General features: G+C 65.6%; 23 protein-coding genes and 1 tRNA gene. 8 read left to right on the top strand and 16 right to left on the bottom strand.

Going from position 1 to position 24,231, the window contains the following annotated elements; translation table 11 throughout:
• Positions 1 to 19: 19 nt before the first annotated feature.
• Positions 20 to 2,482, top strand: coding sequence for a penicillin acylase family protein (locus ACSHZY_RS08385; RefSeq protein WP_435168107.1), 2,463 nt, complete (start codon positions 20 to 22; stop codon positions 2,480 to 2,482).
• Here the strand turns inward: ACSHZY_RS08385 and ACSHZY_RS08390 are convergent.
• Together ACSHZY_RS08390 and ACSHZY_RS08395 are read right to left on the bottom strand one after the other, a co-directional pair.
• Entirely contained in the window at positions 2,479 to 2,955 is a 477-nt protein-coding gene (locus ACSHZY_RS08390; RefSeq protein WP_435168109.1) for a dihydrofolate reductase, read from the bottom strand. The genes ACSHZY_RS08385 and ACSHZY_RS08390 overlap by 4 nt on opposite strands.
• Positions 2,955 to 3,839, bottom strand: coding sequence for a thymidylate synthase (locus ACSHZY_RS08395; RefSeq protein WP_435168112.1), 885 nt, complete (start codon positions 3,837 to 3,839; stop codon positions 2,955 to 2,957). Before ACSHZY_RS08395 ends, ACSHZY_RS08390 begins: the two co-directional genes overlap by 1 nt.
• 51 nt (positions 3,840 to 3,890) lie before the next feature.
• Between ACSHZY_RS08395 and ACSHZY_RS08400 the strand changes: the two genes are divergently transcribed.
• Positions 3,891 to 4,313: a VOC family protein gene (locus tag ACSHZY_RS08400; RefSeq protein ID WP_435168114.1), complete on the top strand. Its 423-nt coding sequence runs from the start codon at positions 3,891 to 3,893 to the stop codon at positions 4,311 to 4,313.
• On the opposite strand, the gene ribD is transcribed toward ACSHZY_RS08400, so the two are convergent.
• From ribD to ACSHZY_RS08435, 7 genes are all read right to left on the bottom strand, one after another.
• A complete protein-coding gene (gene ribD / locus ACSHZY_RS08405) occupies positions 4,314 to 5,378 on the bottom strand; it encodes a bifunctional diaminohydroxyphosphoribosylaminopyrimidine deaminase/5-amino-6-(5-phosphoribosylamino)uracil reductase RibD (protein WP_435168116.1) in 1,065 nt (354 codons plus the stop codon). It lies immediately after the preceding gene.
• Positions 5,375 to 5,842: a transcriptional regulator NrdR gene (nrdR, locus tag ACSHZY_RS08410; protein ID WP_435168117.1), complete on the bottom strand. Its 468-nt coding sequence runs from the start codon at positions 5,840 to 5,842 to the stop codon at positions 5,375 to 5,377. Before nrdR ends, ribD begins: the two co-directional genes overlap by 4 nt.
• A 54-nt stretch (positions 5,843 to 5,896) precedes the next feature.
• Entirely contained in the window at positions 5,897 to 6,304 is a 408-nt protein-coding gene (locus tag ACSHZY_RS08415; protein WP_435168119.1) for a secondary thiamine-phosphate synthase enzyme YjbQ, read from the bottom strand.
• Positions 6,304 to 6,675: a hypothetical protein gene (locus ACSHZY_RS08420; protein ID WP_435168121.1), complete on the bottom strand. Its 372-nt coding sequence runs from the start codon at positions 6,673 to 6,675 to the stop codon at positions 6,304 to 6,306. Before ACSHZY_RS08420 ends, ACSHZY_RS08415 begins: the two co-directional genes overlap by 1 nt.
• Positions 6,672 to 8,645, bottom strand: coding sequence for an RNA polymerase sigma factor RpoD (gene rpoD / locus ACSHZY_RS08425; RefSeq protein ID WP_435168123.1), 1,974 nt, complete (start codon positions 8,643 to 8,645; stop codon positions 6,672 to 6,674). The genes ACSHZY_RS08420 and rpoD overlap by 4 nt, the downstream gene beginning before the upstream one ends.
• An 88-nt stretch (positions 8,646 to 8,733) precedes the next feature.
• Entirely contained in the window at positions 8,734 to 10,629 is a 1,896-nt protein-coding gene (gene dnaG, locus ACSHZY_RS08430) for a DNA primase (RefSeq protein WP_435168124.1), read from the bottom strand.
• A gap of 72 nt (positions 10,630 to 10,701) precedes the next feature.
• Positions 10,702 to 12,129 carry a Glu/Leu/Phe/Val family dehydrogenase gene (locus ACSHZY_RS08435; RefSeq protein WP_435168125.1) on the bottom strand — a complete coding sequence of 476 codons (1,428 nt, stop codon included), beginning with the start codon at positions 12,127 to 12,129 and terminating at the stop codon, positions 10,702 to 10,704.
• A gap of 141 nt (positions 12,130 to 12,270) precedes the next feature.
• On the opposite strand from ACSHZY_RS08435, the gene ACSHZY_RS08440 reads away from it, so the two are divergent.
• Both ACSHZY_RS08440 and ACSHZY_RS08445 read left to right on the top strand, forming a co-directional pair.
• Positions 12,271 to 12,462: a hypothetical protein gene (locus ACSHZY_RS08440; protein ID WP_435168126.1), complete on the top strand. Its 192-nt coding sequence runs from the start codon at positions 12,271 to 12,273 to the stop codon at positions 12,460 to 12,462.
• A gap of 82 nt (positions 12,463 to 12,544) precedes the next feature.
• The gene (locus ACSHZY_RS08445; protein WP_435168127.1) at positions 12,545 to 12,670 is read left to right on the top strand and encodes a hypothetical protein; all 126 of its coding nucleotides are present in this window, start codon (positions 12,545 to 12,547) and stop codon (positions 12,668 to 12,670) included.
• A gap of 136 nt (positions 12,671 to 12,806) precedes the next feature.
• Here ACSHZY_RS08445 and ACSHZY_RS08450 read toward each other — a convergent pair whose 3' ends face one another.
• From ACSHZY_RS08450 to ACSHZY_RS08465, 4 genes are all read right to left on the bottom strand, one after another.
• Positions 12,807 to 16,655 carry a hypothetical protein gene (locus tag ACSHZY_RS08450; protein WP_435168129.1) on the bottom strand — a complete coding sequence of 1,283 codons (3,849 nt, stop codon included), beginning with the start codon at positions 16,653 to 16,655 and terminating at the stop codon, positions 12,807 to 12,809.
• A 13-nt stretch (positions 16,656 to 16,668) separates the two neighbouring features.
• Positions 16,669 to 17,490 (bottom strand): hypothetical protein, encoded by an 822-nt coding sequence (locus ACSHZY_RS08455; RefSeq protein ID WP_435168131.1) that lies wholly within the window; start codon positions 17,488 to 17,490, stop codon positions 16,669 to 16,671.
• A 432-nt stretch (positions 17,491 to 17,922) separates the two neighbouring features.
• Positions 17,923 to 18,198: a hypothetical protein gene (locus tag ACSHZY_RS08460; RefSeq protein WP_435168133.1), complete on the bottom strand. Its 276-nt coding sequence runs from the start codon at positions 18,196 to 18,198 to the stop codon at positions 17,923 to 17,925.
• Between the two features lie 195 nt (positions 18,199 to 18,393).
• Positions 18,394 to 18,469, bottom strand: a tRNA-Thr gene (locus ACSHZY_RS08465).
• Between the two features lie 109 nt (positions 18,470 to 18,578).
• On the opposite strand from ACSHZY_RS08465, the gene ACSHZY_RS08470 reads away from it, so the two are divergent.
• The gene (locus ACSHZY_RS08470) at positions 18,579 to 19,451 is read left to right on the top strand and encodes a hypothetical protein (RefSeq protein WP_435168134.1); all 873 of its coding nucleotides are present in this window, start codon (positions 18,579 to 18,581) and stop codon (positions 19,449 to 19,451) included.
• 3 nt (positions 19,452 to 19,454) lie between these two features.
• On the opposite strand, the gene ACSHZY_RS08475 is transcribed toward ACSHZY_RS08470, so the two are convergent.
• Entirely contained in the window at positions 19,455 to 19,709 is a 255-nt protein-coding gene (locus ACSHZY_RS08475; RefSeq protein ID WP_435168135.1) for a DUF2312 domain-containing protein, read from the bottom strand.
• Positions 19,710 to 19,839: 130 nt separating this feature from the next.
• Between ACSHZY_RS08475 and ACSHZY_RS08480 the strand changes: the two genes are divergently transcribed.
• Together ACSHZY_RS08480 and ACSHZY_RS08485 are read left to right on the top strand one after the other, a co-directional pair.
• Positions 19,840 to 20,070 carry a hypothetical protein gene (locus tag ACSHZY_RS08480; RefSeq protein ID WP_435168137.1) on the top strand — a complete coding sequence of 77 codons (231 nt, stop codon included), beginning with the start codon at positions 19,840 to 19,842 and terminating at the stop codon, positions 20,068 to 20,070.
• A 71-nt stretch (positions 20,071 to 20,141) separates the two neighbouring features.
• Entirely contained in the window at positions 20,142 to 20,561 is a 420-nt protein-coding gene (locus ACSHZY_RS08485; protein ID WP_435168138.1) for a TIGR01244 family sulfur transferase, read from the top strand.
• On the opposite strand, the gene ACSHZY_RS08490 is transcribed toward ACSHZY_RS08485, so the two are convergent.
• Positions 20,558 to 21,436 carry a FliM/FliN family flagellar motor switch protein gene (locus tag ACSHZY_RS08490; RefSeq protein ID WP_435168139.1) on the bottom strand — a complete coding sequence of 293 codons (879 nt, stop codon included), beginning with the start codon at positions 21,434 to 21,436 and terminating at the stop codon, positions 20,558 to 20,560. The two genes, ACSHZY_RS08485 and ACSHZY_RS08490, sit on opposite strands and share 4 nt — an antisense overlap.
• Positions 21,437 to 21,591: 155 nt before the next feature.
• Here ACSHZY_RS08490 and ACSHZY_RS08495 point away from each other — a divergent pair, with 155 nt between their 5' ends.
• Positions 21,592 to 23,190 carry a glucan biosynthesis protein gene (locus tag ACSHZY_RS08495; RefSeq protein ID WP_435168140.1) on the top strand — a complete coding sequence of 533 codons (1,599 nt, stop codon included), beginning with the start codon at positions 21,592 to 21,594 and terminating at the stop codon, positions 23,188 to 23,190.
• On the opposite strand, the gene ACSHZY_RS08500 is transcribed toward ACSHZY_RS08495, so the two are convergent.
• On the bottom strand, positions 23,191 to 24,198 hold the full coding sequence (locus ACSHZY_RS08500; protein ID WP_435168141.1) for an LLM class flavin-dependent oxidoreductase: 1,008 nt from the start codon (positions 24,196 to 24,198) through the stop codon (positions 23,191 to 23,193).
• Positions 24,199 to 24,231: the final 33 nt, after the last annotated feature.

A 24,231-nucleotide genomic window follows, 5' to 3' on the forward strand; every position in this document is an offset into this window, starting at 1 on the left:
TTTCATTCGCGAGAGTTCGATGATCCGCACGTTCCGCTGGCTTTTCCGTATCTTCACGGGCCTTGTCATCCTGGGATTGGCGGCGCTGGCGGTGGGGTACTGGTTCCTGTCCCGCTCCCTCCCCGATTATGCCGAGGATTTCACGCTGCAGGGGCTGAGCGGCCCGGTGGAGATTGTCCGCAATTCCAACGACGTGCCCCACATCTTCGGCCAGACGGACGAGGACGTGTTCCGCGCCCTTGGTTTCGCCCATGCGCAGGACCGTTTGTGGCAGATGACGCTGATGCGCCGCACCGCCCAGGGCCGCCTGTCCGAGATTTTTGGCAAGCGCACCGTGGCCACGGACGCGATGATGCGGCGGCTGGACCTGTACGGCTTGGCGCAGCAATCGGTCTCGGCGCAGGACGAGGTGACGCAAGCCGCGCTTCGGGCCTATGCCCAAGGGGTCAACGACTGGATCCAACAGGTCAACGCAAAGGCCCGCGGGCGGGGCGCGCCGCAGTTCTTCCTCTTCTCCAACGAGATCGCGGCCTGGCAGCCGGCGGACAGCATCGCGATCCTGAAGCTGCTGGCGCTGCAGATGACGTCCAAGGCGTCGGATGAGGTGCTGCGGGCGCGCATGTCGCTGATCCTGCCCGACAACCGGCTGCACGACATCCTGCCCGACGATCCGGGCCAGGCGGTGATGGCGCTGCCGCATTATTCTGACCTCGCCCCGGGCGTGGGTCCCGACTACCACCCGATCCGCGTGGCGCAGGATCCGCTGTCGCCCTTCAAGGCCCGCGCCTTTGCCGGCGCGTCGAACGCCTGGGCGGCCGCACCGGCGCGTTCGGCGGCGGGCGGGTCCCTGCTGGCGAACGATCCGCATTTGCCCTTCACGGCCCCGACCATCTGGTATCTGGCGCGGCTGCAACTGCATTCGGGTGGCGTCATCGGCGGCACCATTCCCGGCCTGCCGCTGATCCTTTCGGGCCGGTCGGACGGGTTGGGCTGGGGCCTGACGACCGCATATGTGGACGATCAGGACCTGCATCTGGAACAGGTGAACCCGGATCAGACCGATCAGTATCGCACGCCCGAAGGGTGGAAGCCGTTCCGCACGGAACGCTCGATCATCCAGATCAAGGACGCGGCGCCCGAAACGGTGACCCTGCGCTGGACGGACAACGGTCCGGTGCTGCCCGGTTCGCAATGGGATGTGGGCACGATCACGCCGCCGGGGCATGTCATGTCCCTGTCCTGGACCGGCCTGTCCGGTGCCGACACGTCGATGACGGCGGCCCTGCACCTGATGATGTCCGCCACCGTGGCCGACGCGATGGAGGCCGGCCGCCAGTTCGTGGCCCCGGCCCAGAACCTGATGCTGGCCGACCGCGACGGCATCGCGATGCAGACCGTGGGCGCGATACCCCTGCGGGACGCCACCATGCAGGCGCAGGCGCGGATGCCCACGCCGGGCTGGGACCCCCTGAACCGCTGGAAGGGCACCGCCCCCTATGACAGCAACCCGCGCACGGTGGCGCCACCCTCCGGCATCCTGGGCAACACCAACAACAAGACGGTCGATCGTCCCTTCCCCGACCATGTCAGCTTCGACTGGGGCGACACGCAGCGCATCCGCCGCTGGCTGACCCTGATGGACGCGCGCGAGGTGCACACCCGCGAAAGCTTCATTGAGGCGCAGCAGGACACCGTCAGCCCCACCATGCGAGAGATCCTGCCCCTGATGGGCGCCGATCTGTGGTTCACCGGCGACCCCGCCCCCGATGGCACCCCCGAACGCCTGCGCCAGCGCGCGCTGGAAATGCTGGCCAACTGGAACGGCGAGATGAACGAGCACATGCCCGAGCCGCTGATCGCCGAGGCGTGGCTGGTCGCCGTGCAGGACCGGCTGATCCGGGACGAGCTTGGCCCCATGGCGGATGAATTCGCGCGCGCCGATCCGGTATTTCTGGACCGCGTGTTCCGCAACACGGATGGCGCGGGGGTCTGGTGCGACGTGGCGCAATCCGCCCCGAAGGAAACGTGCACGGACATCGTGCGCGAGTCGCTGGACGCCGCGTTGATCTGGCTGTCCGAGAAATATGGCAAGAACCTGGAAAGCTGGCGCTGGGGCGACGCGCATCAGGCAACGCACGACGATCCGGTTCTGGGGTCGCTGCCGGTGCTGCGTTATCTGGTGAACATCCGGCAATCGACCTCGGGCGGGGATGACACGCTGAACCGCGGCGTGACGAAGGGCTACGGCAAGGACCCGTTCCAGAACGTGCATGGCGCGGGCTATCGCGGGGTCTACGACTTTGCCGATCCCGACAGCTCGGTCTTCATCACGTCCACGGGCCAGTCGGGGCATCCGCTGTCGCGCTTTTATGACGATCAGGGTGGGCTGTGGCGGCGGGGGGAGTATATTCCAATGTCGCTCGACCCCGCGCTGGCGCGGGCGGCGGCGGTGGGGATCACCCACCTGAACCCGGCGCCTTAACGGCGCAGGTATTCGTGCACGGTGCAGGCCGGCCCCTCGCTGCGCAGCGGGAGGCGGGAGATGCAGCGCCATTCATCCATGTCGAAAGCCGGGAAGAAGGCATCGGCGTCAGGGACGTCCACATCGACCTCCGTCACCAGCAGGCGGTCGGCGATGGGAAGCAGATCCTCATAGATGCGCTGGCCGCCGACGCCGTAGATCCGGGCATAGCCCGCGGCCCGCGCCAGATCGGGCGCGTTCTCCAAAATGGAGGTTTCGGCCTCCCCTTCAAACGAGCGGGAGGTGACGACGATGTTCATCCGGCGCGGCAAGGGCGACTTCGGCAGGCTTTCCCACGTCTTCCGGCCCATGATGACGGCCCCGCCCAGGGTTTCGCGCATGAAGAACTTCATGTCCTCCGGCGCGTCCCATGGGATCGTGTTGTTCTTTCCGATGGCGCCGTTCCGGGCGCGGGCGGCGATCAGGGTCAGCATCAGACGGCCACCTCGGCTGCGATGGGGGGATGGGGGTCATAGCCCGACAGTTCGAAATCCTCGATCCGATAGGCGTCGAGGCTTCCGGCGTTGCGCAGGGTCATGCTGGGCAGCGGGCGCGGGTCGCGGGCCAGTTGCGTCCGGGCCTGATCGAGGTGGTTCGAATAAAGGTGCACGTCGCCGCCGGTCCAGACCAGCTCCCCCGGACGCAACCCCGCTTGTTGGGCCAGCATCAGCTGCAACGCGGCCGCCCCCGTCAGGTTGAACGGCAGGCCCAGCAGCAGGTCGCAGGAGCGTTGATACAGCAACCCGTTCAGCCGCCCATCCGACGTGACGTGGTATTGATACACCATGTGGCAGGGCGGCAAGGCCATCTGCCCCACCTCGGCCACGTTCCAGGCGTGGAACAGCATGCGGCGGCTGGCGGGGTTGGTCTTCAGCGTGTCCAGCAGGGTCGCGATCTGGTCGTGTTCGCGCCCGTCGGGACCCGTCCATCGACGCCACTGCTTGCCATAGACGGGGCCGAGTTCGCCCCACTGCGCGGCGAAATCGGCATCGGCGACGATCCGGTCCTCGAACACACGCTGGTCAATGTCATCGCCCGTGGCGCGGCGATAGGCGGCCAGCGGCCAATCCGTCCAGATGCGGACGTTCTGTTCCAGAAGCGAGCGGATGTTGGTGCCGCCGGTCAGGAACCACAGCATCTCCCGCACCGCCAGCTTCCAGTAGACGCGCTTCGTGGTCAGGATCGGCACCTGTCCCCTGGACAGGTCGAAGCGCAACAGGGCCCCGAACAGCGACCGCGTGCCCACGCCTGTTCGGTCGATCCGTTCGTCCCCATGCTCCAGAACCTGCCGCATGAGGTCGAGATACTGTTGTTCCATGCGTTGCCCTGCCCGCCTGTTGTGTTAACTTTCGGCCAAAGGAGAAGCCGAATGAAATACTTGCACACGATGGTCCGCGTGAAAGACCTAGACGCGTCCATGGCCTTTTTTCATCTTTTGGGGCTGGAGGAAACCCGGCGTATAGAGAATGACAAGGCTCGTTTCAGCCTCGTCTTCATGGCGCCCCCCGGCCAGCCGGAATGCCCGGTCGAACTGACCTACAACTGGGACGGCGACGAAGGCCTGCCTTCGGACAGCCGCCATTTCGGCCATCTGGCGTATGAATGCGACAACATCTACGACCTGTGCGCCCATCTTCAGGCGAACGGCGTGACGATCAACCGCCCGCCGCGCGACGGGCACATGGCCTTTGTCCGCAGCCCGGACAACGTGTCGATCGAGCTGCTGCAGAAAGGCGAACGCCTCGCCCCGGCCGAGCCGTGGGCCTCGATGGAGAACACCGGCCACTGGTGATCAGGCGCGCCATCGCGTGAGGGTGTCGCCGCCGATGCGGCGATGCTCCTCCAGCCGGAACCGGGGGGCGTCGGCCAAGGCTGCAAGGTTCAGCGCCCCAAGCGCCGGCACGCCATCGCCTCCGATCGCCGCGCCGGCCGTGAAGGTCACCACCTCCCCCACCAGCCCCGCGGTCAGAAGGCTGGCGGCCACCGTGGCCCCGCCCTCGCTGAAGATCCGCGTCAGGCCTTGGCGGGCAAGCTCCCGCAAGGCCGCTTCCAGCGTGTCGGCCTGAAGAACCGTTGCGCCGGTGTCCCGCCACGCCTGTTGGGCGTCATTGGTGGCTTCCCGGTGGATCATGCAGACCGGCACCTGCCGCGCGGTGCGGCCAAGGCGGCTGTCGGGGGACAGGCGCAGGGTGCCGTCCAGCACGATCCGCAGCGGCTGACGCACCGTGCCCAGATCGCGCACCGTCAGGTCCGGATCATCGGCCAGCGCCGTGCCGACGCCCACCATGACCGCGTCGTGCTGCGCGCGCATCGCATGCACCGCCCGACGCGCCTCCGCCCCCGTAATCCAGCGGCTTTCGCCTGAGGACGTGGCGATGCGCCCGTCCAGCGTGGTGGCCAGCTTCAGGGTGACATGTGGCAGGCCCTGTTCGACGCGCCGCAGGAAGCCTTCGTTCAGCCGACGGGCCTGCGCCTCCAGCACGCCCTCCGTCACCGTCACCCCGGCGGCGCGCAGCATGGCATGCCCGCGACCTGCCACCCTTGGATCGGGGTCGGTCAGGGCCGTGACCACATGAACGACGCCGGCACGGATCAGCGCCTCGGCACAGGGCGGCGTCTTGCCGTGATGGGCGCAGGGTTCCAGCGTGACATAGGCGGTGGCCCCGCGCGCGGCCTCACCCGCCTGAACCAGCGCCCGCGCCTCGGCATGGGGACGGCCGCCGGGCTGGGTCCAGCCGCGGCCGACGATACGCCCGTTCTTCACGATCACGCAGCCCACGGCGGGGTTCGGCCAGACATTGCCCAAGCCCCGCTGCGCAAGGTTCAGGGCGTGGGCCATACGCGCCGCGTCGGTCATTCCTCGCGGACGGCCATCGGGCGCAGTTCGGCCACGAACTTGTCGAAATCGTCGGCCGAATGGAAATTCTTGTACACGCTGGCAAAGCGCACATAGCCGACCGTGTCGATCCGGGCGAGGCTTTCCATCACGATCTCTCCGATCACCTTGGAAGGGATGTCCGTGTCGCCCAGGCTTTCCAGCCGCCGCACGATGCCCGAGATCATCTGGTCCAGCCGTTCGGGCTCCGCCGGTCGTTTTTGCATTGCAATACGGATGGACCGTTCCAGCTTGCTGCGATCGAAATCCTCGCGCTTGCCGGAGCTTTTGATGACCACCAGATCGCGCAGCTGCACCCGTTCATAGGTCGTGAACCGCCCGCCGCAGCCCGGGCAGAACCGGCGGCGACGGATGGAGACGTGATCTTCGGCCGGACGGCTGTCCTTCACTTGCGTATCGATGTTTCCGCAGAACGGACAACGCATTCCAAACCCCTGTCGATGCCGGCAACCTACCGCATATTGCGTGCGATTGTCGCACTAACCCAACAGATGCGCAACCACCTCCCGCCGGTGGGGGGCGTCGCGATGTTCGAAGAGGTAGATGCCCTGCCAGCGTCCAAGCATCAGACGACCCGCCGCGACCGGGATCGACAGGCTGACGGGAAGCAGCGCCGCCTTGATATGCGCGGGCATGTCATCCGGCCCTTCATAGGTGTGGGTCAGGTAGCGCATGGAGGGATGGTCGGAGGGCGGCACCAGCCGCGCGAAGAATGCGCGCAGGTCCGTCTGCACCTCCGGATCCGCGTTTTCCTGGATCAGGAGGGAGGCGGAGGTGTGGCGGATAAACAGCGTCAGCAGCCCGTCCCCCTTCACCCACCGGGCCACTTGGGAAGTGAATTCGTAAAGGCCCTGCCCATCAGTGGGCAGGGTAAAGACCGTCTGCATCAATCGCGGTCGTAATAGACCCGCGGCTCGCACAGCGACGCGGCGTGACCGGCGGAAAGATGGTCGGTGGCCGGAAAGACCGCCACGCCCGTTTCCCCGATCGCGCCTTCGGGCGAGGTGGAGAAGGTCATCCCCTCCCCGCGCTGCAACGGCCGGGGCGAGATGCGGTAGATGGGGGTCGTCGGCAGCATGCCCAGATAGTCGTCGATGAACTGCCCCGCCGCGCACCAGTAGTTGCGCGCCGCCGCGCCCGGTTCATACCGGACGTGGAACTGCTGCGCATCGCCGGACACGTAGTAGCTTTCATCGGTGATGTAGGCGTGGGCGGGTGCGGCCGACACGATGGCGGCCAAGGCGATGTATTTCATCATTGGTCCAGGAAACTCCGCAATTTGCGCGAACGGCTGGGATGCTTCAGCTTGCGAAGCGCCTTCGCCTCGATCTGACGGATCCGTTCACGCGTGACGCTGAACTGCTGGCCCACTTCCTCCAGCGTGTGGTCGGTGTTCATGCCGATGCCGAAGCGCATCCGCAGAACCCGCTCCTCACGCGGCGTCAATGACGCCAGAACGCGGGTCGTGGTTTCCTTTAGGTTTTCCTGAATGGCGCTGTCCAGCGGCAGGATCGCGTTCTTGTCCTCGATGAAGTCGCCAAGCTGGCTGTCTTCCTCGTCCCCGATCGGGGTTTCGAGGGAGATCGGCTCCTTCGCGATCTTCATGACCTTGCGGACCTTGTCGAGCGGCATCTGCAGCTTCTCGGCCAGTTCCTCGGGAGTGGGTTCGCGGCCGATCTCGTGCAACATCTGGCGGCCGGTGCGGACCAGCTTGTTGATCGTCTCGATCATGTGAACCGGGATGCGGATCGTCCGCGCCTGATCCGCGATGGACCGGGTGATCGCCTGACGGATCCACCAGGTGGCATAGGTGGAGAACTTGTAGCCGCGACGATACTCGAACTTGTCCACGGCCTTCATCAGGCCGATATTGCCTTCCTGGATCAGGTCCAGGAACTGCAGACCGCGGTTCGTGTATTTCTTCGCGATGGAGATCACGAGGCGGAGGTTGGCTTCCACCATCTCCTTCTTGGCCTGACGGGCTTCCTTTTCGCCCTTCTGGACCTGCTGGACGATGCGACGGAATTCCGAGATGTCGACGCCGACATACTGGCCGACCTGCGCCATCTCGGTGCGCAGTTCCTCGACCTTGTCGCGGCTCTTCTCCATCAGCGTCTGCCAGCCGCGCCCGTCCTTGGCCGCCATGCGGTCCATCCAGGTCGGGTCCAGCTCGTAGCCCTGATACTCGTCGATGAACTCCCGCCGGTTGATGCGCGACGCGTCGGCCAGCTTCACCATGCCCGAGTTGATGGACATGACGCGGCGGTTGATGCCGTAAAGCTGGTCGATCAGCGCTTCGATCCGGTTGTTGTTCAGGTGCAGGCTGTTGACCAGCACCACCATCTCGGTCCGCAGCTTCTGATAGGCGGATTCCTTGACGAACGTTTCCCCCACCATGGTGGAGCGCATGCGGTCGTCCTGCATGCCCGACAGGGTGTCGTAGTTCTGGGCGATGGCGTCGAAGATGCTCAGCGCCTCCTCGCGGACCGACGCTTCCATCGCTGCGATCGACATGGCGGAGGCATCGTCATCCTCGTCGTCGTCGTCGCTGCGGATGGGGTTGCCGTCGGCGTCCAGTTCCGGCTCGCTGCTCGTCGGCTGACGACGCGCCTCACCCGAAACTTCGACACCTTCAAGGCCGATGCCCTCCATCTCGCCATCCGCGTCCATGGCGGAGCCGAAGGTGGCTTCCAGATCGATCACGTCGCGCAGAAGGATGTCTTCGGACAGAAGTTCGTCGCGCCAGATGGTGATGGCCTGGAAGGTCAGCGGGCTTTCGCACAGGCCCGCGATCATCGTGTTGCGGCCGGCTTCGATCCGCTTGGCGATGGCGATCTCGCCCTCGCGGCTCAGCAGTTCGACCGACCCCATCTCGCGCAGGTACATGCGCACCGGATCGTCGGTGCGTTCCAGCGTTTCGGACTGCGTGCCCGCGACGGCCACATCGCGCGAGGTGGAGGCGGCCGCGACCACGGCACCACCCTCTTCCTCGGCCTCGCCTTCTTCGCGGACCTCGATCCCCATCTCGGAAAGCATGGCCATCATATCCTCGATCTGGTCGGACGAGACCTGATCCTGCGGGATGACGGTGTTCAGCTGTTCATAGGTGATGTAGCCGCGTTCGCGCGCCTCGGCGATCATCCGTTTGACGGCGGCCTGGCTCATGTCCAGCGAGGAATCCTGTTCCTGATCCTCGTGCTTGCCGTCGTCGGTATCTTTGATTGCCATGATAGCTCCTAGCGGATGTGCCGCAGCGGCGCGAATCGCCACGGCCTTTCTCGAATCAATAGCGCGAATCACAAAGGATGTAAGCGCCTCAGCCCTTTTTCTTGACCCAGATCTGGCCGTCGATCAAATCCTGAAGATGACGCGAGAGGGCCGAGCGGTCTTCGCCCAGGTCACCCGCGTCGTCAAGCCGCGTTCGTCCGGCGTTGTTGCGCGCCTCGGCGGCCTGCTGCAAACGCCATGTCAGCCCTTCATCGGCCAACCCTTCCATATCCTCCATGGCTTCGCGGATCTCGATCTCCACCCCGTGGGCGGCGTCCAGTTTCGCAAACTCCTCGGCCAGACACATCCGGGCAAGATCGGTATCCTCCGGGTTGCGTACCGGCGGAGAGATGCGAACATGGGGCAGCGCCAGCAGGGTTTCAAGGTCTGCCTCCACCGACCCCAGATCATGGGCCAGCAGCGCTTCCTGCACGCGGCGATGTTCGGGCTGGCGGACGACCATGCGCTCGATCGCCGTCTCGAAGGCCGGGATCAGGCTGGGATGCGTGGCGAAGCCCGCGAGAAGAACGGCGGTGCGCAGGTCCAGCGCCATCGCCTCGTCCTCCACCATGGCCAGAAGCGACTGGCGGGCAGAGCTGGTGGGCACGGCCGGCGGCTGCGCGCGCTTTCCCGGCACGAAGGGCGTCTGGCTGCTGCGGCGGACACCGAACAGCTCCCACTTCAGACGCTTCATCTCCTCGCCATAATGATGGCGGATCGACGGGTCGGCGATACGGGCGATGGCCGCGCCCAACACCTTGTCCAGCCCGGCGCGGCGTTCGGGGCTGTCGAAGACCTTCCCTTCCGTTTCGCGCCGCCACAAAAGGCGCACCATCGGCTCGGCCCCGTCCAGCACCTTCTGGAACCCCTGCGCGCCCTGCGCCCGGATCAGATCATCCGGATCAAGGCCCGAGGGCAGGACGGCAAACCGCAATCCCTTGCCCGCTTCCAGAAGCGGCAGCGCCAGATCGACGACACGTAACGCGGCGCGGATGCCCGCGGCATCCCCGTCCAGCGCGATCACGGGTTCGTCTGCGATGCGCCACATCAGACGCAACTGTTCCTCGGTGATCGCCGTCCCCAAGGGGGCGACGGTGGCGGCGAACCCGGCCTCGGACAGGGCGATCGTGTCCATGTAGCCCTCGGCCACGATCAGCGGACGGCCCTTGCCCGCCGCCTCGCGCGCGGGGCCGTGGTTGTAAAGGTTGCGGCCCTTGTCGAACAGGTCCGTTTCCGGGCCGTTCAGGTACTTGGCGCGCGCGTTCGGGTCCATCGCGCGACCGCCAAGGCTGATCGCCCGCCCCCGCGCGTCGCGGATCGGAAAGATGATGCGGCCCCGGAACCGGTCGTAAGGCGCGCCCCCATCGTCAGGCCGGGCGCAGACGCCGGCGGCCACCAGCAGATCGGCCGACATCCCCTTGGCGGTCAGCGCCTGCAACAGGCCCTGACGGTGATCCGGCGCGAAGCCGATCTCCCACCGCTCCTGCGCCTCGACGCTCAGCCTCCGGCCGGTCAGATAGTCGCGCGCGGCGACGCCCTGCCCCGATTTCAGCATCAAACGGTAATGCTTCACCGCTTCTTCCACGACCTGAACCAGCTGCGTGCGGTGGTCGGTCTTTTCGGCGGCGCGGGGGTCACGGGCCGGCATGGGAAGGCCCGCCTCGCGCGCCAGGATCTCCACCGCCTCCATGAAGGACACGTTCTCCGTCTCTTTCACGAAGGTCAGGGCGTCGCCCTTGGCGTGGCAACCGAAGCAGTAATAGAAGCCCTTGCGGTCATCGACGTGGAACGAGGCCGACTTTTCCTGGTGGAACGGGCACGGCGCCCACCAGTCGCCCTTGCCCTGGTTGGACTTGCGCACGTCCCAGGTGACCTTGCGCCCCACAACCTGGGACAGCGAGATCCGGGTGCGCAATTCGTCAAGGAAGCCGTTCGGAAGGGACATGGCTTCTATATCGGGGCAACGCCGCCCCGTGTCCATAGGGGGCGCGCCGGACGGTGCCCGGCGCGCGAGGTCTTACAGGCCCTTGGACTGGTAGGTCGCGGCCACTCGGCTGATGGACACGATATAGGCGGCCACGCGCAGATCCTCGACATCGTCGCGGCCGTGCCACACCTCGCGCATGGCCTGATAGGCCGTCCGCATCGTGTCATCGAGGCCGGAGCGCACCAGCTCCAACTCTCCGGCCCCATGCAGGTAGCGCTTCTTGAAGTCCGGCGACAGCGTCCAGCCCAGACCCTTGTCCGAGGACAGACGCTCCAGCTCGTTCACCAGAAGCTCGTGGCGCGCTTCCTCGGCCCGGCGCTGCATCCGGCCGAAGCGGATGTGCGACAGGTTCTTCACCCATTCGAAATAAGACACCGTCACGCCGCCGGCATTGGCGTACATGTCGGGAATGATCAGCGTGCCCTTCTTGCGCAGGATCTCGTCCGCGCCGAAGGTGACGGGGCCGTTCGCCGCTTCGATGATCAGGGGGGCCTGGATGCGTTCGGCGTTGCCCCGGTGGATGGCACCTTCCATCGCGGCCGGGATCAGGATGTCGCACTCCGCCTCCAGCAACTTCGCGCCATCTTCCACGAACTGCGCGTTCGGATAGTCGCGGACCGAGCCGGTCTTGACGATCCACTGGCGGACGTCTTCCACATCCAGCGCGTCCCCGACCAAGGCACCGTCACGTTCGATGATGGCCGTGATCTTGGCGCCGTCCTCCTCGGACAGGAACTTCGCGGCGTGGTAGCCGACGTTGCCAAGGCCCTGCACGACCACGCGCTTGCCGTCCAGCTTGCCCGACAGGCCAGCCTTGGCCGCATCCTCGGGGTGGCGGAAAAACTCGCGCAGCGCGAACTGGATGCCCCGACCCGTGGCCTCCACCCGGCCCTGAATGCCGCCGGCGTTCAGCGGCTTGCCCGTGACGCAGGCCTTGGCGTTGATGTCGGTGGTGTTCATCCGCGCGTACTGGTCGGCGATCCAGGCCATCTCGCGCTCGCTCGTCCCCATGTCGGGCGCGGGCACGTTCTGGGCGGGGTTGATCAGGTCGCGCTTGATCAGTTCATAGGCGAAGCGGCGGGTGATCAGTTCCAGCTCCCGCTCGTCATACTGGCGGGGGTCGATGCACAACCCGCCCTTGGACCCGCCGAACGGCGTTTCCACCAGCGCGCATTTGTAGGTCATCAGCGCCGCAAGGGCTTCAACCTCGTCTTGGTTGACGTTCAGCGCAAAGCGGATGCCGCCTTTCACCGGCTCCATATGTTCGGAATGCACCGAACGGTAGCCCGTGAACGTTTCGATCTTGCCGCGCAGCCGCACGCCGAACCGCACCGTGTAGGTGGAGTTGCAGACGCGGATCTTCTGCTCCAGGCCCGGCGACAGATCCATGTGCCGAACGGCACGATTGAACATCAGATCGACGGACTCGCGAAAACTTGGCTCACCGGCAACGACCATGACAGGCTCCTCCATTGCTCCTTGAGGCGGACGCTACCCGTTGCTCTGCCGGTCGCCAACCCCGAAACGGTCCGGCCCGCGGGGTCGGAAACCAAACCCCCTCCCCATGGGTTCAGGCCATGATCTTACCGGAGATGTCCCATGCGCCGCCCATCCTTCCGCGAAACGAACCGCGCCTCCCTTCACCTGCGATCCAGGCATCTTCGCGCCGATCTGGAGCTGGAGGTCACGCCTGCAGGCCTCGGGGCGATCGGCCTTCTCGTGTCCGGGATCCTGCTGTCGGTGGTGCCCATCGTGTGGGTGTCGACCCGCAAGCTGCCGGATCGCAAGTAGCGCCGATTTGCGTATCTATTCTTCGGCAAAGGCCTAAGCTGGCAGACCCGCCGATTCCCGGCAACCACAAAGGAGCCATGTCATGGCCAAGGGCATGAACAAGCGCAAGCGCGACGAAAAGAAGCCCAAGAAGGAGGTGCCGAAGGTGATCGCGGCGGCTCCCAGCACGAAGGACGTCGTGGCCAACGCGGTCGCGAAGAAACGCTGACGAACCCGCCCTGCGCGGACGCGGCCGGAAGGCAAAAAGAAGCCCCGCACGATGGCGGGGCTTGATGGTGCCAGCGTCGGGGCCCGCCGCAGGCGGGACGTGGATCATGGACCCACGTCCCGGTTCAGCATCAGGCCTATGCGCCGACCGAAGAGTTCAAGGCACGCGCGGTGAAGTTGTCGAGGGTCGGGTTCGATGCCCCCGCCTCGACCGCCACGAACCCCACCTCAGTGCCCATGGGGGCGTTGGCCGGCAGCAGCAAGGCGCCGGGCTCCCAATGAGGGCCGCTTTCGAAGGCCGACAACACCTGGTACCCGGCGTTCTTCGGATAATGAACAACCGGCTCGGTGGTCGAGGTGCCGTTATGCCGGACGACCAGCTTGCGACCCTCTACCGTGATCCGGACGTCCACCGTGCCCGGGCTGCGGAACCGGGCCACCTCGGTCGTCACCCCAGCCACGGTCATGCTCAGGATGAGGGAGACAATCCCCCCTTCCAGTCGCCGCGCCGACAGGTAGTTCTTGGCGTCCACCACCCTGAAGGCCGTCGCCGCGCCCTGGCTGGCCTGATAGCTCACGATGATTTCCTGATCGCTGGAACCAAGCGAGCCCAGACTGACCAGATGAGGCACCCCGGCGCCGCCTAGATAGGCCAGCTTGTTCGCCCGGATCGCCCAGACGTCAAGGTTCCCGGCCAGTGCGACCGCTTTCGGATGCTTCACGCGCAGGAGTTCATCCGCCCGATCGAACGTGTCCACGATCTCTGTCGTCACCCGTTCGCCCGGGATCACGACCACCTGATGGGGTTCGTCCTGATAGTTCCCCCATGTGTCCATCACGCGAAGCGTGACGTCATAGGTGTTGTCGCTCCCGATGGCCCGGGCACCATTGTCCGCCCATTGCAGCTGACGGCCCGAGATGCGGAACAACGCGGCGTCCGCCCCGCCCGAGATGGTGAACCGCGCGTTCACCTCGTCGGCCAGCAGGTTGTGTGCCAGGGTATGACCCGCCACCGCTTCCAGCCGCGTCCGCGACAGGAAACGCAGGCTGCGCGACACCGGCATCAACGGGGCCTGTTGCGCCGTCACGGCTTCCAGCTTGTCCGGCCAGTCCGGAGCGTTGCCCGCCCCCCCGATGTCATGCGCCGCGATGAAATCGGCGCTCAGCCCGGTGATGGTGAAGTCGATGTGGAAGTGGCTCCGCACATGGGTGTAGCGATCGGCGATCGGGAACCACGCCCGCGACTTGACCACGCCGTTGTCCTTCCAGCAGCCCCACCGCTGAACAAGCTGTTCGGGCTGAAGTTTGTCGAGGTTGATCGGTCCCTTCACGCTGACATTCGACAAGGAGCTTTCCGACGACTGCGCATCCGGCCAACGGCGCACCCCCACCGAATCCACGATGATGCCGTGGACGCTGCCGGCGCTGCGGCCTGCCCCCGCCGCAAGCGTGGTGTTCACGCCCGTCATGTCGACGCCGTTGCCCAGGATGAAATAGGGTGCCTTGCCCACCGGGACCTGCGCGTAGCCCTTTGGCAGCACACCGCCATACCCGTAAGGTGCCAGGGGATAGGGCTGTGGAAGATCCGCCGCCGTGATCGGCTTGTAGCGGCGCGCGATTCCCGAATCGTTGGAAATCTTTTCCGCGTCGCCCATGACGCCCCATTTGCTTTCCAGCGTGATCCCGGTCCGTTTGGTGACGGGGGCGTTGGTGAACGCGCCACCACCATCCACGCCGATGTCGATGAAGAACCCGTCATAGTTCAGGCCGCCGCCGACATCCGCGAATTGGGTGTCATAGTCGATCAGCCGCAGGTTCGCGAAGTTCCAGCCGAAGGTGACGTTGCCCAGCGAGGCCGCGGTGTAGCCCTTCCCCTTCTTCGGCGATTTCCAAAGGCAGTCCTTGACGTAATAGGAGTTGGAGTATTGCCCCACGACCCATGGCGAGGGCACGTTCAGGCAGTGGAACCGCTCCATCAGCATCGGCGTCAAATCGCGGGCCCAGTTCGTTGACGACAGACGGTGGACGACCTCGAACCCCACGGTGCAGGCATGGGCCTCGTTGTCGAGGAACGGCGGTATCTGTGCACGGAAATGCGCGAGGTATTCGTCATAGCTTTTCTGGCCCGATCCGTTCGTGCCCTTGATCAGCCCGTCCTTGAAGCGCATGTCGATGTCGCGCAACCAGCGTTTCTGCCAGTGGCTTTTCTGGGCGTGGTACAGATACCCGTAGCGGCACGAAACCGAGATGTTGCCGTGCATCAGGATCATGCGGCTTTGGTTGCCGAATCCTATGCCCGCGGAATCGTTGTGGTTCGCGTGCATTTCCTGACGCTGGCCCCAATCGCTGCTTTCCCCGTCGCCCCGGCAGAACATGGACAGGTTCTGGGCCCAGTGCCCGATCTCGTTCCCGAGTTCAGACACCATGCCGACCCCGCGCACGTTGAACGCGAAGCAGTCCTCGATCGCCATGCGCGTTCCGTGCTGGGTGATGGCCCAGCCCGGCACCGGCGGTGCGTTCAGCGGCGCCCAGGCCGAGGCCCCGATGCAGTTGATCTGCGCGGAGGCCAGATACGGCCCCTGACACCAGTGGAAGTGGATGGAATACCGGCCCCGGACGTTGAGGGGGTCGGCGATGGCCACGCCGCCGGTCTTGGCGCTCAGCAGCGGCTGGACGCCGCCCGTGACGGCGATGGCGTCGCTCGGATACTCGTCCACCCAAAGCGTCGGGTTCGTGTCGGTGCGTGCCATGTTCTTGGTGGAGAAATAACGCACGTCCACATCCGGAGAGCGCATGAACATCGAATGTCCGCGCTTCTGCAGGTTGACGAGGTCCGCGGTCGGATCAAGATGGCCGTCCTCCTCGGCAGAGGCGCTGCGCAACTCGATGTTGTGGCTGGGGTTGCCGACGACCGGTGCATTCACCACGTGCTGGCCCTGCGGAAGCATGCCTTCCATGCCGACGTGATCATAGATCAGGGGTTCCGCGAAATGGGCCCAATCCCCGTCGATCTTGGTGATGATCCGTTCTTCTTCCTGCCCGAACTGATACCGGTTGAGCGTTCTGGTCGTGTTCCGGCCGGGGTTGTAGTAGGTGGTCGGCCCCTTGTAGTCGGGGTCCGTCGATGCAAGCGGAACGTATTCGGTCCCGCCGAACATCATGTACTGCCCCACGCGCCATCCCGATTGCGCAAGCCCCGGCATGTACGCCTTCGTCGCGCCGGCGCGAACAGCGGGAACCGTTTCGCCTTTCGCGATCTGCTCGGACGACAGGCCGATGCGCAGATGGCTTTTCTTCTGCGCGCCGTGGATGCGGGTCGGCCCCATGGCCATCAGACCGCCACGGGTGGAGGCCCCGGGCGCCTGCTGGATGTGCCAGATGAACTGGTGCTTGACCTTTCCCGGCGTCGCGCTGGGCGTCTTGTCCACGAGGATCAGGTTGCCCATCGCCATGAACGTGTCGAGCCGCCAGCGCGTGTCGGTGTCCGTGGCCAGACGGAACGTGCCGCCAAACTCCACCAGCATGTCCTTCAGGATCACGTCGTCGTTCTTGTCTCCGATCAGCACGTGGCCTTGGGACACGGCAACGACGTCGCCCTTCCCCGGCACCTTGCCGGTGCTCCATACCGTCGGGTCCGTGTAGCGGCCGGACTTCACGGTGCGGGTCGTGACGCCCATGATGTGCGGGTGCGCCACGGGATCGAGGAACTCCGCCTGGCCCGCCTTGTAGTAATCCGCCGGAATCCAGTTCGGACGGCCGCCGTGGGTTTGCTTGATGACCGGGATTCGGTCGGCGGGAACGGTGTCCGCTGGCTTGGTGCGGACCTTGGTCCAGGGGCCGGTGGACGACACGGTCGACGTTTCATAATCCGTGTCGGGTTGCAGCCCGCTCACAAGGATCCAGGGACCGGTGAACGTATCCTTTCCGGTCACTTCGTTGACGATGGCCGGTTTGCTGGCGAGACGCCACCACAATTTACGAGGCATGTCTTGTCCTGTCTTACCCGTGCACCACGATCGTGTCGGGGGTCGTTTCCACTGTAAGTTCATCGCGAAGGGGCTGGGGCTGATCCTCGGCGCCGCCCAAAAGCTGATCGACCTGCGCGGTCAGGGACGCGATCATCTGCATGACGCTGGCCAGATCGGCCTCAATGCCGCCGACGCCTTCCAGCTTGGCCAAAACAGCATCTCGGGCGGCCGTCGCTTCTGCCGCCTTGGTCGCGGCGACCTGCACACTGGCCGAGGCTTCGGCGGCCTTGGTGGTTGCAGTGGTCGCGCTGGCCGCTGCGGCCGCAGCGCGCGTGCCAGCTTCCGTGGCCTTTGCGCCGGCCGCCGTCGCACTGGTGGCCGCAGCAGCGGCATTGGTCGCGGCCAGTTCGGCGCTCGCGCCAGCTTCCGTGGCTTTCGCGGCCGCCGTGGTGGCGCTGGTGGCCGCTCCGCTCACCTTCGCCGAAACAGCCCGGTCCGTTTCAGCGACCGTTTGCACGCTTGCAGCAACGGCAGCACGGTCCTGGGCGACGACCTGCGCGGCTTGCCGCACCTGCTCAAGCGCAGAGCTAGCCTGCTTCGCCGCCTTGGTCGCCTTGACCATGGCGGCACCGACGGCGTCACGGCTTTCTTCCACTTGCTCTGCCAGAAGCTTGACCTCGGCGGCCGCGGCGACTCCGGTCGCGATCAATTCGCGGTCGGAGTCCTTCATTCCCATGCTGTCGACCCATTGGGCTTTCGTAAGTGCAGGCAGTCCCAGAACGGTCTGCACCTCGACATAGATGTCATAGGCGGAGGCGACGGGTGCGTCGCTGACGCTGTTAAGAACTTCCAACGGGAATCTCCTTCAAGAAATCAGGTGATCAGGCTATCTACAACGGTGGCTTCACCGCCCTGACCCGCCCGGACGTCAGCCCCCAGACGATCCACAGCGGAACCCTGACGCCTTCAGGCGGCCGTCAGGAGTGATTGCCGGACTCGCTCGGCGGGCTTTGCAACGGTGCGGGTGCCCAAAGGAGGCGTCACAAGCACGGCACCTTTAACAACAAGACCCCAAGTGGCGGAGCGCCTGGTCTGACGGTCCCGCGGACCGCGCAGAGAGATCGACGAAGCAGGGGCAGTAGTGATCACACCTGATCAGGTTCACGAGTTGGGAATTTGCCATGGGAAGAGTTGACGTCGACCCAAACGGCCGTGCGTAAAAGCAACCGACTCTTAATCTTTCCGTGCTGCGATCCCACGCAACGCCATGCGGCATCCGAAGAGGTCAACCAACCTGATGTGGTGAACGCAGCACCGCGAGGGTGGCGGCGTCGATCTTCACTATCCGCCGGCTTTCTGGCATCGCCGGATGGCCGCAAGCACCACTGGTCCCGACGCGCAGGTTCAGGATCATCGGCAGCAAGCGCGGACTGAAAGCGATCCTGATCACGGCCGCTGTCGGGAGCATCGTACAAGTCCGGGCGGAAACCCTGACATCTTCCTTGCGCGAACATCTGCACAGGTCGATGGACGTCGGGAGCACGGCGAGGCGGGTTTGCATGAGTGTTTTGGCAAGCACGCTGCAAAGTCGGGAAAGGACCCCCTGCTTCTTGCCCTACACATCGGGCGCTTTGACCCTCTACAGACACAGGTGGAACGGGATTTAGCCCTCACCTCAGCCCTTCACTTGGTCAGCGGAAGAAGCCCATGCGGGTGGACCTATCTCGCGGACAGGGGGCCAAAGCATCGGAAATATTGGTGCCCCCAGACGGACTCGAACCGCCGACCCGCTGATTACAAATCAGCCGCTCTACCAGCTGAGCTATAGAGGCGCCGTGCCGTCTGTAGCGCGACTGTGGGCGGGTGGCAACCCTTTCGGTATGCGGTTCACTCGCCGCCCCGGGAAGGCTATATGGGGACAGAGCAGACAAAGGAACACTGATGCAGATCGCATTCCATGTTGGCGTTCATTGCACCGATGACGGCCGGTTGCTCCGCTGCCTTCAGGCCAATGCGGAGGCGCTCGCGGCCGAAGGAATCGCGGTTCCCGATCCGGACATCTACCGCAACCTGCTGCGCGACGCCGCCAGCACGCTTCAGGGCCAGGCCGCCAGCGCCGAGACCGAGGCCATCATGATCGAGCAGATCATGGACGAACAGCAGGCCGACCGCATCATCCTGTCATGGGACAGCTTCCTCGCCTATCCGAACTGGGCCGTGCGGGGACGCTTCTATTCGAAAGCGGGGGAACGCGTCCGCGGGCTTCAGAACACCTTCCCGTCCCATGAGACGCAGATCTACATGGCGATTCGGAACCCGGCGACCTTCCTGCCCGACCTGTGTTCGCGCAAGCGCAACCGCCCGGTGTCGGAGATCATCGGCGATGTCGACCCTCTCGACCTTTATTGGTCCGAGGTGGTGAACGACCTCCGCTCCCTTGTGCCGCATGCGCCGCTGACCGTCTGGTGCGATGAGGATACCCCCATGATCTGGCCCGAAGTTCTCGCCGCCGTGGCCGGGGTGGAGGACGGGACCGCGCTGACGGGATGGGACGATATCCTGCACCACGTGATGGAGGACGAGGGGGTGCGCCGCCTGCAGACCATCATGTCGGAAACGCCCGTGCCGGACCTGGCCCGGCGGCGCGACATGATCGGGAACCTGTTGTCGGAATTCGTGCGCCCCGAGGTGGTCGAGGCGGAGTTCGAGATGCCGGGCTGGACCCAAGCCCACGTGGACGAGATGACGGCCCGCTACGAGGCCGACATCGAGCGCATTCAGCGGACGCCGGGGGTGACGTTCCTCGCCCCCTGACGGTCACTGCATGCCAAGGGCGGCCTTGTACATGTCCATGATCGCCTCTTCCTCGGCGATCTCGTCGGGCTTGCGACGGCGCAGGGCGATGACCTTCTTCATCACCTTGGTGTCGTAGCCGCGGCCCTTGGCTTCGGCCATCAGTTCTTTCTGCTGTTCGTTCACGTCCTTCTTTTCGGCTTCAAGCTGCTCGAAGCGCTCGATGAACTGGCGCAGTTCGTCTGCGGTGACATTGTAGGAATCGAGGGGATCGCTCATGTCTTCTCGGCCCGGATGCTGTAGGTGATGTCGTGGATGCGGCCCGGGATAGGCCGCCGCGAACGGCAAGGCGGCGGACGGTGCGCGCTTGCCAGTTGCCGGTGACGGGGTTACCCCCTCGGCCGATGGAATGGAAGGGGTCGCGATGGAATGGCTGGTCTGGATCGGCGCGGTGTTGTGCCTGGGCGGCATCGTGGGGCTGGCGCGCTGCATCCAACTTGCGCTGCGCGCGCGCAACGAAGGACTTGAAGGGCCGGCCCTGCAGGAACGGTTCCGCAAGCTGACGTTGCTGAACACGGCCTCCTTGGGCGTTTCGGCCTTGGGCCTGATGATGGTGGTCGCGGGCGTCATCCTGTCCTGACCATTGCGGGGGGCGGATCGGGGCGGTAACGTCGGGCGAATTCAGGCCCCGGCTTCAGGAAAGACCCCCGCATGGACATCCGCAAGATCACCGACACCTACGCCGTTTCGCCGCAGATCGCGCTTGAGGACGTGGCGGCCCTGCGCGAGGCGGGCTTCACCACGATCATCGACAACCGCCCCGACAACGAGATTCCGCCCCACCTGCACACCGACGCCATGCGCGCGGCGGTGGAAGCGGAAGGCCTGTGCTTCGTCGCCAACCCCATCATCCCCGGACAGCTGACAAACGAGATGCTCGACGTGCAGCGCGCCGCCATTGACGAGGCGGAGGGTCCGGTCTTCGCCTATTGCGCGTCGGGCAACCGCAGTTCCATCCTCTGGGCCCTGGTCCATGCGGGGCAGATGCCGGTCGACGATCTGGTGGGTCTGCCGGCGCAGCACGGCTATGACCTGAACCACCTGCGCCCCACGCTGGAGCGGATGGCCTAAGCCACCCCCCGCAGGGGCACGATCTCGGCCGAGGCGGGACGTTCCTCCGTCATCAGGCGAAGGGCGCGCATCCCGCGATTCTGCCCCAGCCGCCCCTGCCCGACCCCCTGACCGGCGGCGGTTTCCAGACGCACCTCCTCCAGCGAGGCGCGAGGCAAGGGAATCGCCTCCCCCACCCGCAGCTGCATCACGGCGGACAGGGGCGCCGAGAACCGGCACAACACCGCCTGCAGAAGCGTTTCCGACGACAGGATCTGTTCGGCCAGATCGTCGCGGAACGCCAGATCCTCGGCCTGCGCCTCCGGCACGGCGGCCAGCGCGGGCAGGATCAGCCAAAGGCTGGCCGCGCGCCCGCCGCTGGCCGCGCCCGCAAGCACCACCTTGCTGTGCATCACCCTCAGATCATCGGCCGACAACGCGAGGATCAGCGCCTCGGCGTCCGGCAGGAAACCGTCGCTGTGAAAGCCGTGGGCCCAGCGGTCCGCATCCGCGGTCAGCGCCGCGCCAAGCGCGACCATGGCCGCGTCGGCGGCCCCACTGCAAAGGGTGGCGTCGATGCGCGTCGGACGGCGAGCCGCCGCATCGGCGGGAATGCGGCCGGTCATCTGCATCCCCACGATCGCCGCCGTCAGTTCCGCCGAAAGGATCATCGCGCCGCGCGCGCCGTTTTCATCCGCCAGCGACAGGATCAGGGCGTGATCGGGCACAAGGGCCGGCAGATCGGCCAGCCCCTTCCGATCAACGGTGACGGCGGTCAGGACGATGTCCAGCCCCACGGCCTCCAGCACGGCGCGGGGCAAGGCCTGACGCCAGGCGCGCGCGGCCCCGTCTTCCTGCGGGGCCGGACGGGAAAGCTTTTGGCGGATGATCGTCACGTGGCCTCTCCATCGGTTCGGCGCAGGATGCCACGATATTCCCTAACGGAAGGTTATGCACCGGCGGAGACCCGCATCCGCGGCATAGTAACCCTTGCAAGCGTTGGAAAAGGAGGCAACATCCGCGCAACCGCAATTCCCCTCCGAGGTATCACTTGTCGCATTCGAGGTTCCGGATCCTTGCCGCCACCGCCCTCTCGCTGTCGCTGATCGCACCGGCCGCGCAGGCGCAGACCCCAACCCCCACGGCCCCGGTCGAGGATGCAGCCCAGCACCGCTTCGGCGAAGCGCAGCCCTTCAGCTTCGACCAGCTGACCGCGCGCGCCCGCGACATGTCCACCAAGGCGTTCCAGCCCGTGGAACCGGTCCATCCCGACATCCTTGGCCAGATCGACTTCAACGCCCATTGGCGCATCCGCTTCAAGAATGAGGAAACGGTCAAGATCGGCGACGCGCCGGTGCAGTTCTTCCACCTCGGCAAGTATTTCCAGCAGCCCGTGAAGATCTTTGAGGTCGCGAACGGTCAGGCGCGGCAGATCCTGTATCACCGCAACTACTTCACCATGCCCGAAGACAGCCCGGCGATGCTGCTGGGCGATGACACGGGCTTTGCAGGTTTCCGCGTCATGCGGCCGGACCTGAAGACGGACTGGATTTCGTTCCTCGGCGCGTCCTATTTCCGCACGGACGGGTTTGCCCGCCAATACGGCCTGTCTGCTCGCGGCCTTGCCCTGAACACCGGCACCGCCCAGACCGAAGAGTTTCCGCGCTTCACGGAATTCTATCTGGAAACGCCGACCGATCCCTCGCAGGACCTCATCATCAACGCGCTGCTGGACAGTCCCAGCGTCGCGGGCGCCTACCGGATCACCCTGACCAACCGCAACGGTCTGGGCCAGGTGGCCGAGGTGCAGAGCCGCCTCTTCTTCCGCAACGGCGTCGAACGTCTGGGCGTGGCGCCGCTGACGTCGATGTTCTGGTTCTCGGAAATCAACCGCTTCGCCTCCTCCGACTGGCGGCCCGAGGTGCACGACACCGACGGATTGATGATGGTGACCGGCAAGGGGGAGGAGATCTGGCGTCCCCTGAACAACCCTGACCGCGTCGTGACCTCCACCTTCTCGGACGAGAACCCGCGCGGGTTCGGCCTGCTGCAGCGCGACCGCAACTTCGAGAACTATCAGGACGACGGCATCTTCTACGACAAGCGCCCCTCGGTCTGGGTGGAGCCGACGTCAAACTGGGGCAAGGGCGCCGTCACGCTGGTGGAACTGCCCACGAATGACGAGGTTTATGACAACATCGGCGCCTTCTGGACGCCCGCCGAAGCGCCGAAACCGGGGCAGGAGATGGACTTCAACTATCGCCTGCACTGGGCCGAGGACGTGCCGATCCCGGAAAACGTGGCCCGCACCTCGGCCACGCGGATCGGCGAAGGCGGCTATCCGGGCAACCCGCGCCCCGACAACCAGGTGAAGGTCCATGTCGAATTTACCGGCGACGTGCTGAAGGGCCTGACGCGCGACGACGTGAACTTCAACGTGGGAATATCAGGCGGCCTCAAGCCGATCGAGCCGGGCGTGGTGGCCGTGGTCGGCAAGAACGACACGTTCCGCCTGACCTTCGACGTGGCCTCCGATGCCGAAACTCTGGACCTCCGGGCCAACCTCGTCAGCCCGAATGGCGAACCGCTGACCGAAACCTGGCTGGGGCAGATTCACCCCCGCCAGATCCAGTACCTGCGCAAGCACTGATCAGGCGGCCTGCGCGATCCCGACCAGATCGCGCAGCGCTTCGGCAGCGATGGTGAAGCTGCGCTTGCGGGCGGCATGGTCGTGGATCATGCCGGTCACCATCACCTCATCCGGCTTGTAGCGGTCGACAAGGATGCCCAACTGCTTGCGCACCGTGTCGGCCGATCCGGTGGCCGCAATCGCCAGCGCCTCGTTCGAGGCGGCGAGGTAGGCAGCCGGCACGACCTCCTCGATGTTCCGGACCGGGCGCGGCAGGCGGCCGGGTCGTCCCAGCCGCAGGTTCGCGAAGGCCTGCTGCTGCGAGGTGCGCAGGTAGGCCGCCTCCTCATCCGTGTCGGCCGCGAAGACGTTGGCCGCCAGCATGAAGTACGGCTTATCGAGGAAGCGCGACGCGCGGAATGTTTCGCGATAGGTCGCGATCGCCTCCTCCAGCGCCTGGGGCGCGAAGTGGGACGCGAAGGCGTAGGGCAGCCCCAGATAGGCCGCCAGCTGCGCCCCGAACAGGCTGGAGCCGAGGATCCAGACCGGCACCTGCGTCCCCTCGCCTGGGATGGCGCGGATCTGGGCGTTCAGGGGCGCCTCGTCGAAATACTCGATCAGTTCGACCACGTCCTGCGGGAAGGTGTCGCCCGCCTGCAGGTTGCGGCGCAGCGCCCGGGCGGTGCCCATGTCGGTCCCGGGCGCGCGGCCCAGTCCCAGATCGACCCGGCCGGGGAACAGCGTGGCCAGCGTGCCGAACTGCTCGGCGATCACCAGCGGCGCGTGGTTCGGCAGCATGATCCCGCCCGCCCCCACGCGAATGCGCGACGTGTGCGCCGCCACCTGCCCGATCACCACCGCCGTCGCGGCCGAGGCGATGCCCGGCATGTTGTGATGTTCGGCCAGCCAGAAGCGGTGATAGCCCGACGCTTCGGCCAGTTGCGCCAGATCGACCGTCTGGGCCAGCGCCTCGGCCGGGGTCTGCCCCTCGGGCACGGGTGACAGGTCGAGCATGGAATAGTGTTGCATGGGAATCCCCTTTCCCGCCCGATATAGGCAACC

Source organism: Falsirhodobacter sp. 1013, from assembly GCF_051195255.1.
Taxonomy (GTDB): domain Bacteria; phylum Pseudomonadota; class Alphaproteobacteria; order Rhodobacterales; family Rhodobacteraceae; genus Falsirhodobacter.

What these genes read in the sequence shown, in the direction of transcription:
- ACSHZY_RS08385 (WP_435168107.1), top strand. Translation starts at nt 20, where the DNA reads ATGATCCGCACGTTCCGCTGGCTTTTCCGTATCTTCACGGGCCTTGTC.
- ACSHZY_RS08390 (WP_435168109.1), bottom strand. Translation starts at nt 2,955, where the DNA reads ATGCTGACCCTGATCGCCGCCCGCGCCCGGAACGGCGCCATCGGAAAG.
- ACSHZY_RS08395 (WP_435168112.1), bottom strand. Translation starts at nt 3,839, where the DNA reads ATGGAACAACAGTATCTCGACCTCATGCGGCAGGTTCTGGAGCATGGG.
- ACSHZY_RS08400 (WP_435168114.1), top strand. Translation starts at nt 3,891, where the DNA reads ATGAAATACTTGCACACGATGGTCCGCGTGAAAGACCTAGACGCGTCC.
- ribD (WP_435168116.1), bottom strand. Translation starts at nt 5,378, where the DNA reads ATGACCGACGCGGCGCGTATGGCCCACGCCCTGAACCTTGCGCAGCGG.
- nrdR (WP_435168117.1), bottom strand. Translation starts at nt 5,842, where the DNA reads ATGCGTTGTCCGTTCTGCGGAAACATCGATACGCAAGTGAAGGACAGC.
- ACSHZY_RS08415 (WP_435168119.1), bottom strand. Translation starts at nt 6,304, where the DNA reads ATGCAGACGGTCTTTACCCTGCCCACTGATGGGCAGGGCCTTTACGAA.
- ACSHZY_RS08420 (WP_435168121.1), bottom strand. Translation starts at nt 6,675, where the DNA reads ATGATGAAATACATCGCCTTGGCCGCCATCGTGTCGGCCGCACCCGCC.
- rpoD (WP_435168123.1), bottom strand. Translation starts at nt 8,645, where the DNA reads ATGGCAATCAAAGATACCGACGACGGCAAGCACGAGGATCAGGAACAG.
- dnaG (WP_435168124.1), bottom strand. Translation starts at nt 10,629, where the DNA reads ATGTCCCTTCCGAACGGCTTCCTTGACGAATTGCGCACCCGGATCTCG.
- ACSHZY_RS08435 (WP_435168125.1), bottom strand. Translation starts at nt 12,129, where the DNA reads ATGGTCGTTGCCGGTGAGCCAAGTTTTCGCGAGTCCGTCGATCTGATG.
- ACSHZY_RS08440 (WP_435168126.1), top strand. Translation starts at nt 12,271, where the DNA reads ATGCGCCGCCCATCCTTCCGCGAAACGAACCGCGCCTCCCTTCACCTG.
- ACSHZY_RS08445 (WP_435168127.1), top strand. Translation starts at nt 12,545, where the DNA reads ATGGCCAAGGGCATGAACAAGCGCAAGCGCGACGAAAAGAAGCCCAAG.
- ACSHZY_RS08450 (WP_435168129.1), bottom strand. Translation starts at nt 16,655, where the DNA reads ATGCCTCGTAAATTGTGGTGGCGTCTCGCCAGCAAACCGGCCATCGTC.
- ACSHZY_RS08460 (WP_435168133.1), bottom strand. Translation starts at nt 18,198, where the DNA reads ATGCAAACCCGCCTCGCCGTGCTCCCGACGTCCATCGACCTGTGCAGA.
- ACSHZY_RS08470 (WP_435168134.1), top strand. Translation starts at nt 18,579, where the DNA reads ATGCAGATCGCATTCCATGTTGGCGTTCATTGCACCGATGACGGCCGG.
- ACSHZY_RS08475 (WP_435168135.1), bottom strand. Translation starts at nt 19,709, where the DNA reads ATGAGCGATCCCCTCGATTCCTACAATGTCACCGCAGACGAACTGCGC.
- ACSHZY_RS08480 (WP_435168137.1), top strand. Translation starts at nt 19,840, where the DNA reads ATGGAAGGGGTCGCGATGGAATGGCTGGTCTGGATCGGCGCGGTGTTG.
- ACSHZY_RS08485 (WP_435168138.1), top strand. Translation starts at nt 20,142, where the DNA reads ATGGACATCCGCAAGATCACCGACACCTACGCCGTTTCGCCGCAGATC.
- ACSHZY_RS08500 (WP_435168141.1), bottom strand. Translation starts at nt 24,198, where the DNA reads ATGCAACACTATTCCATGCTCGACCTGTCACCCGTGCCCGAGGGGCAG.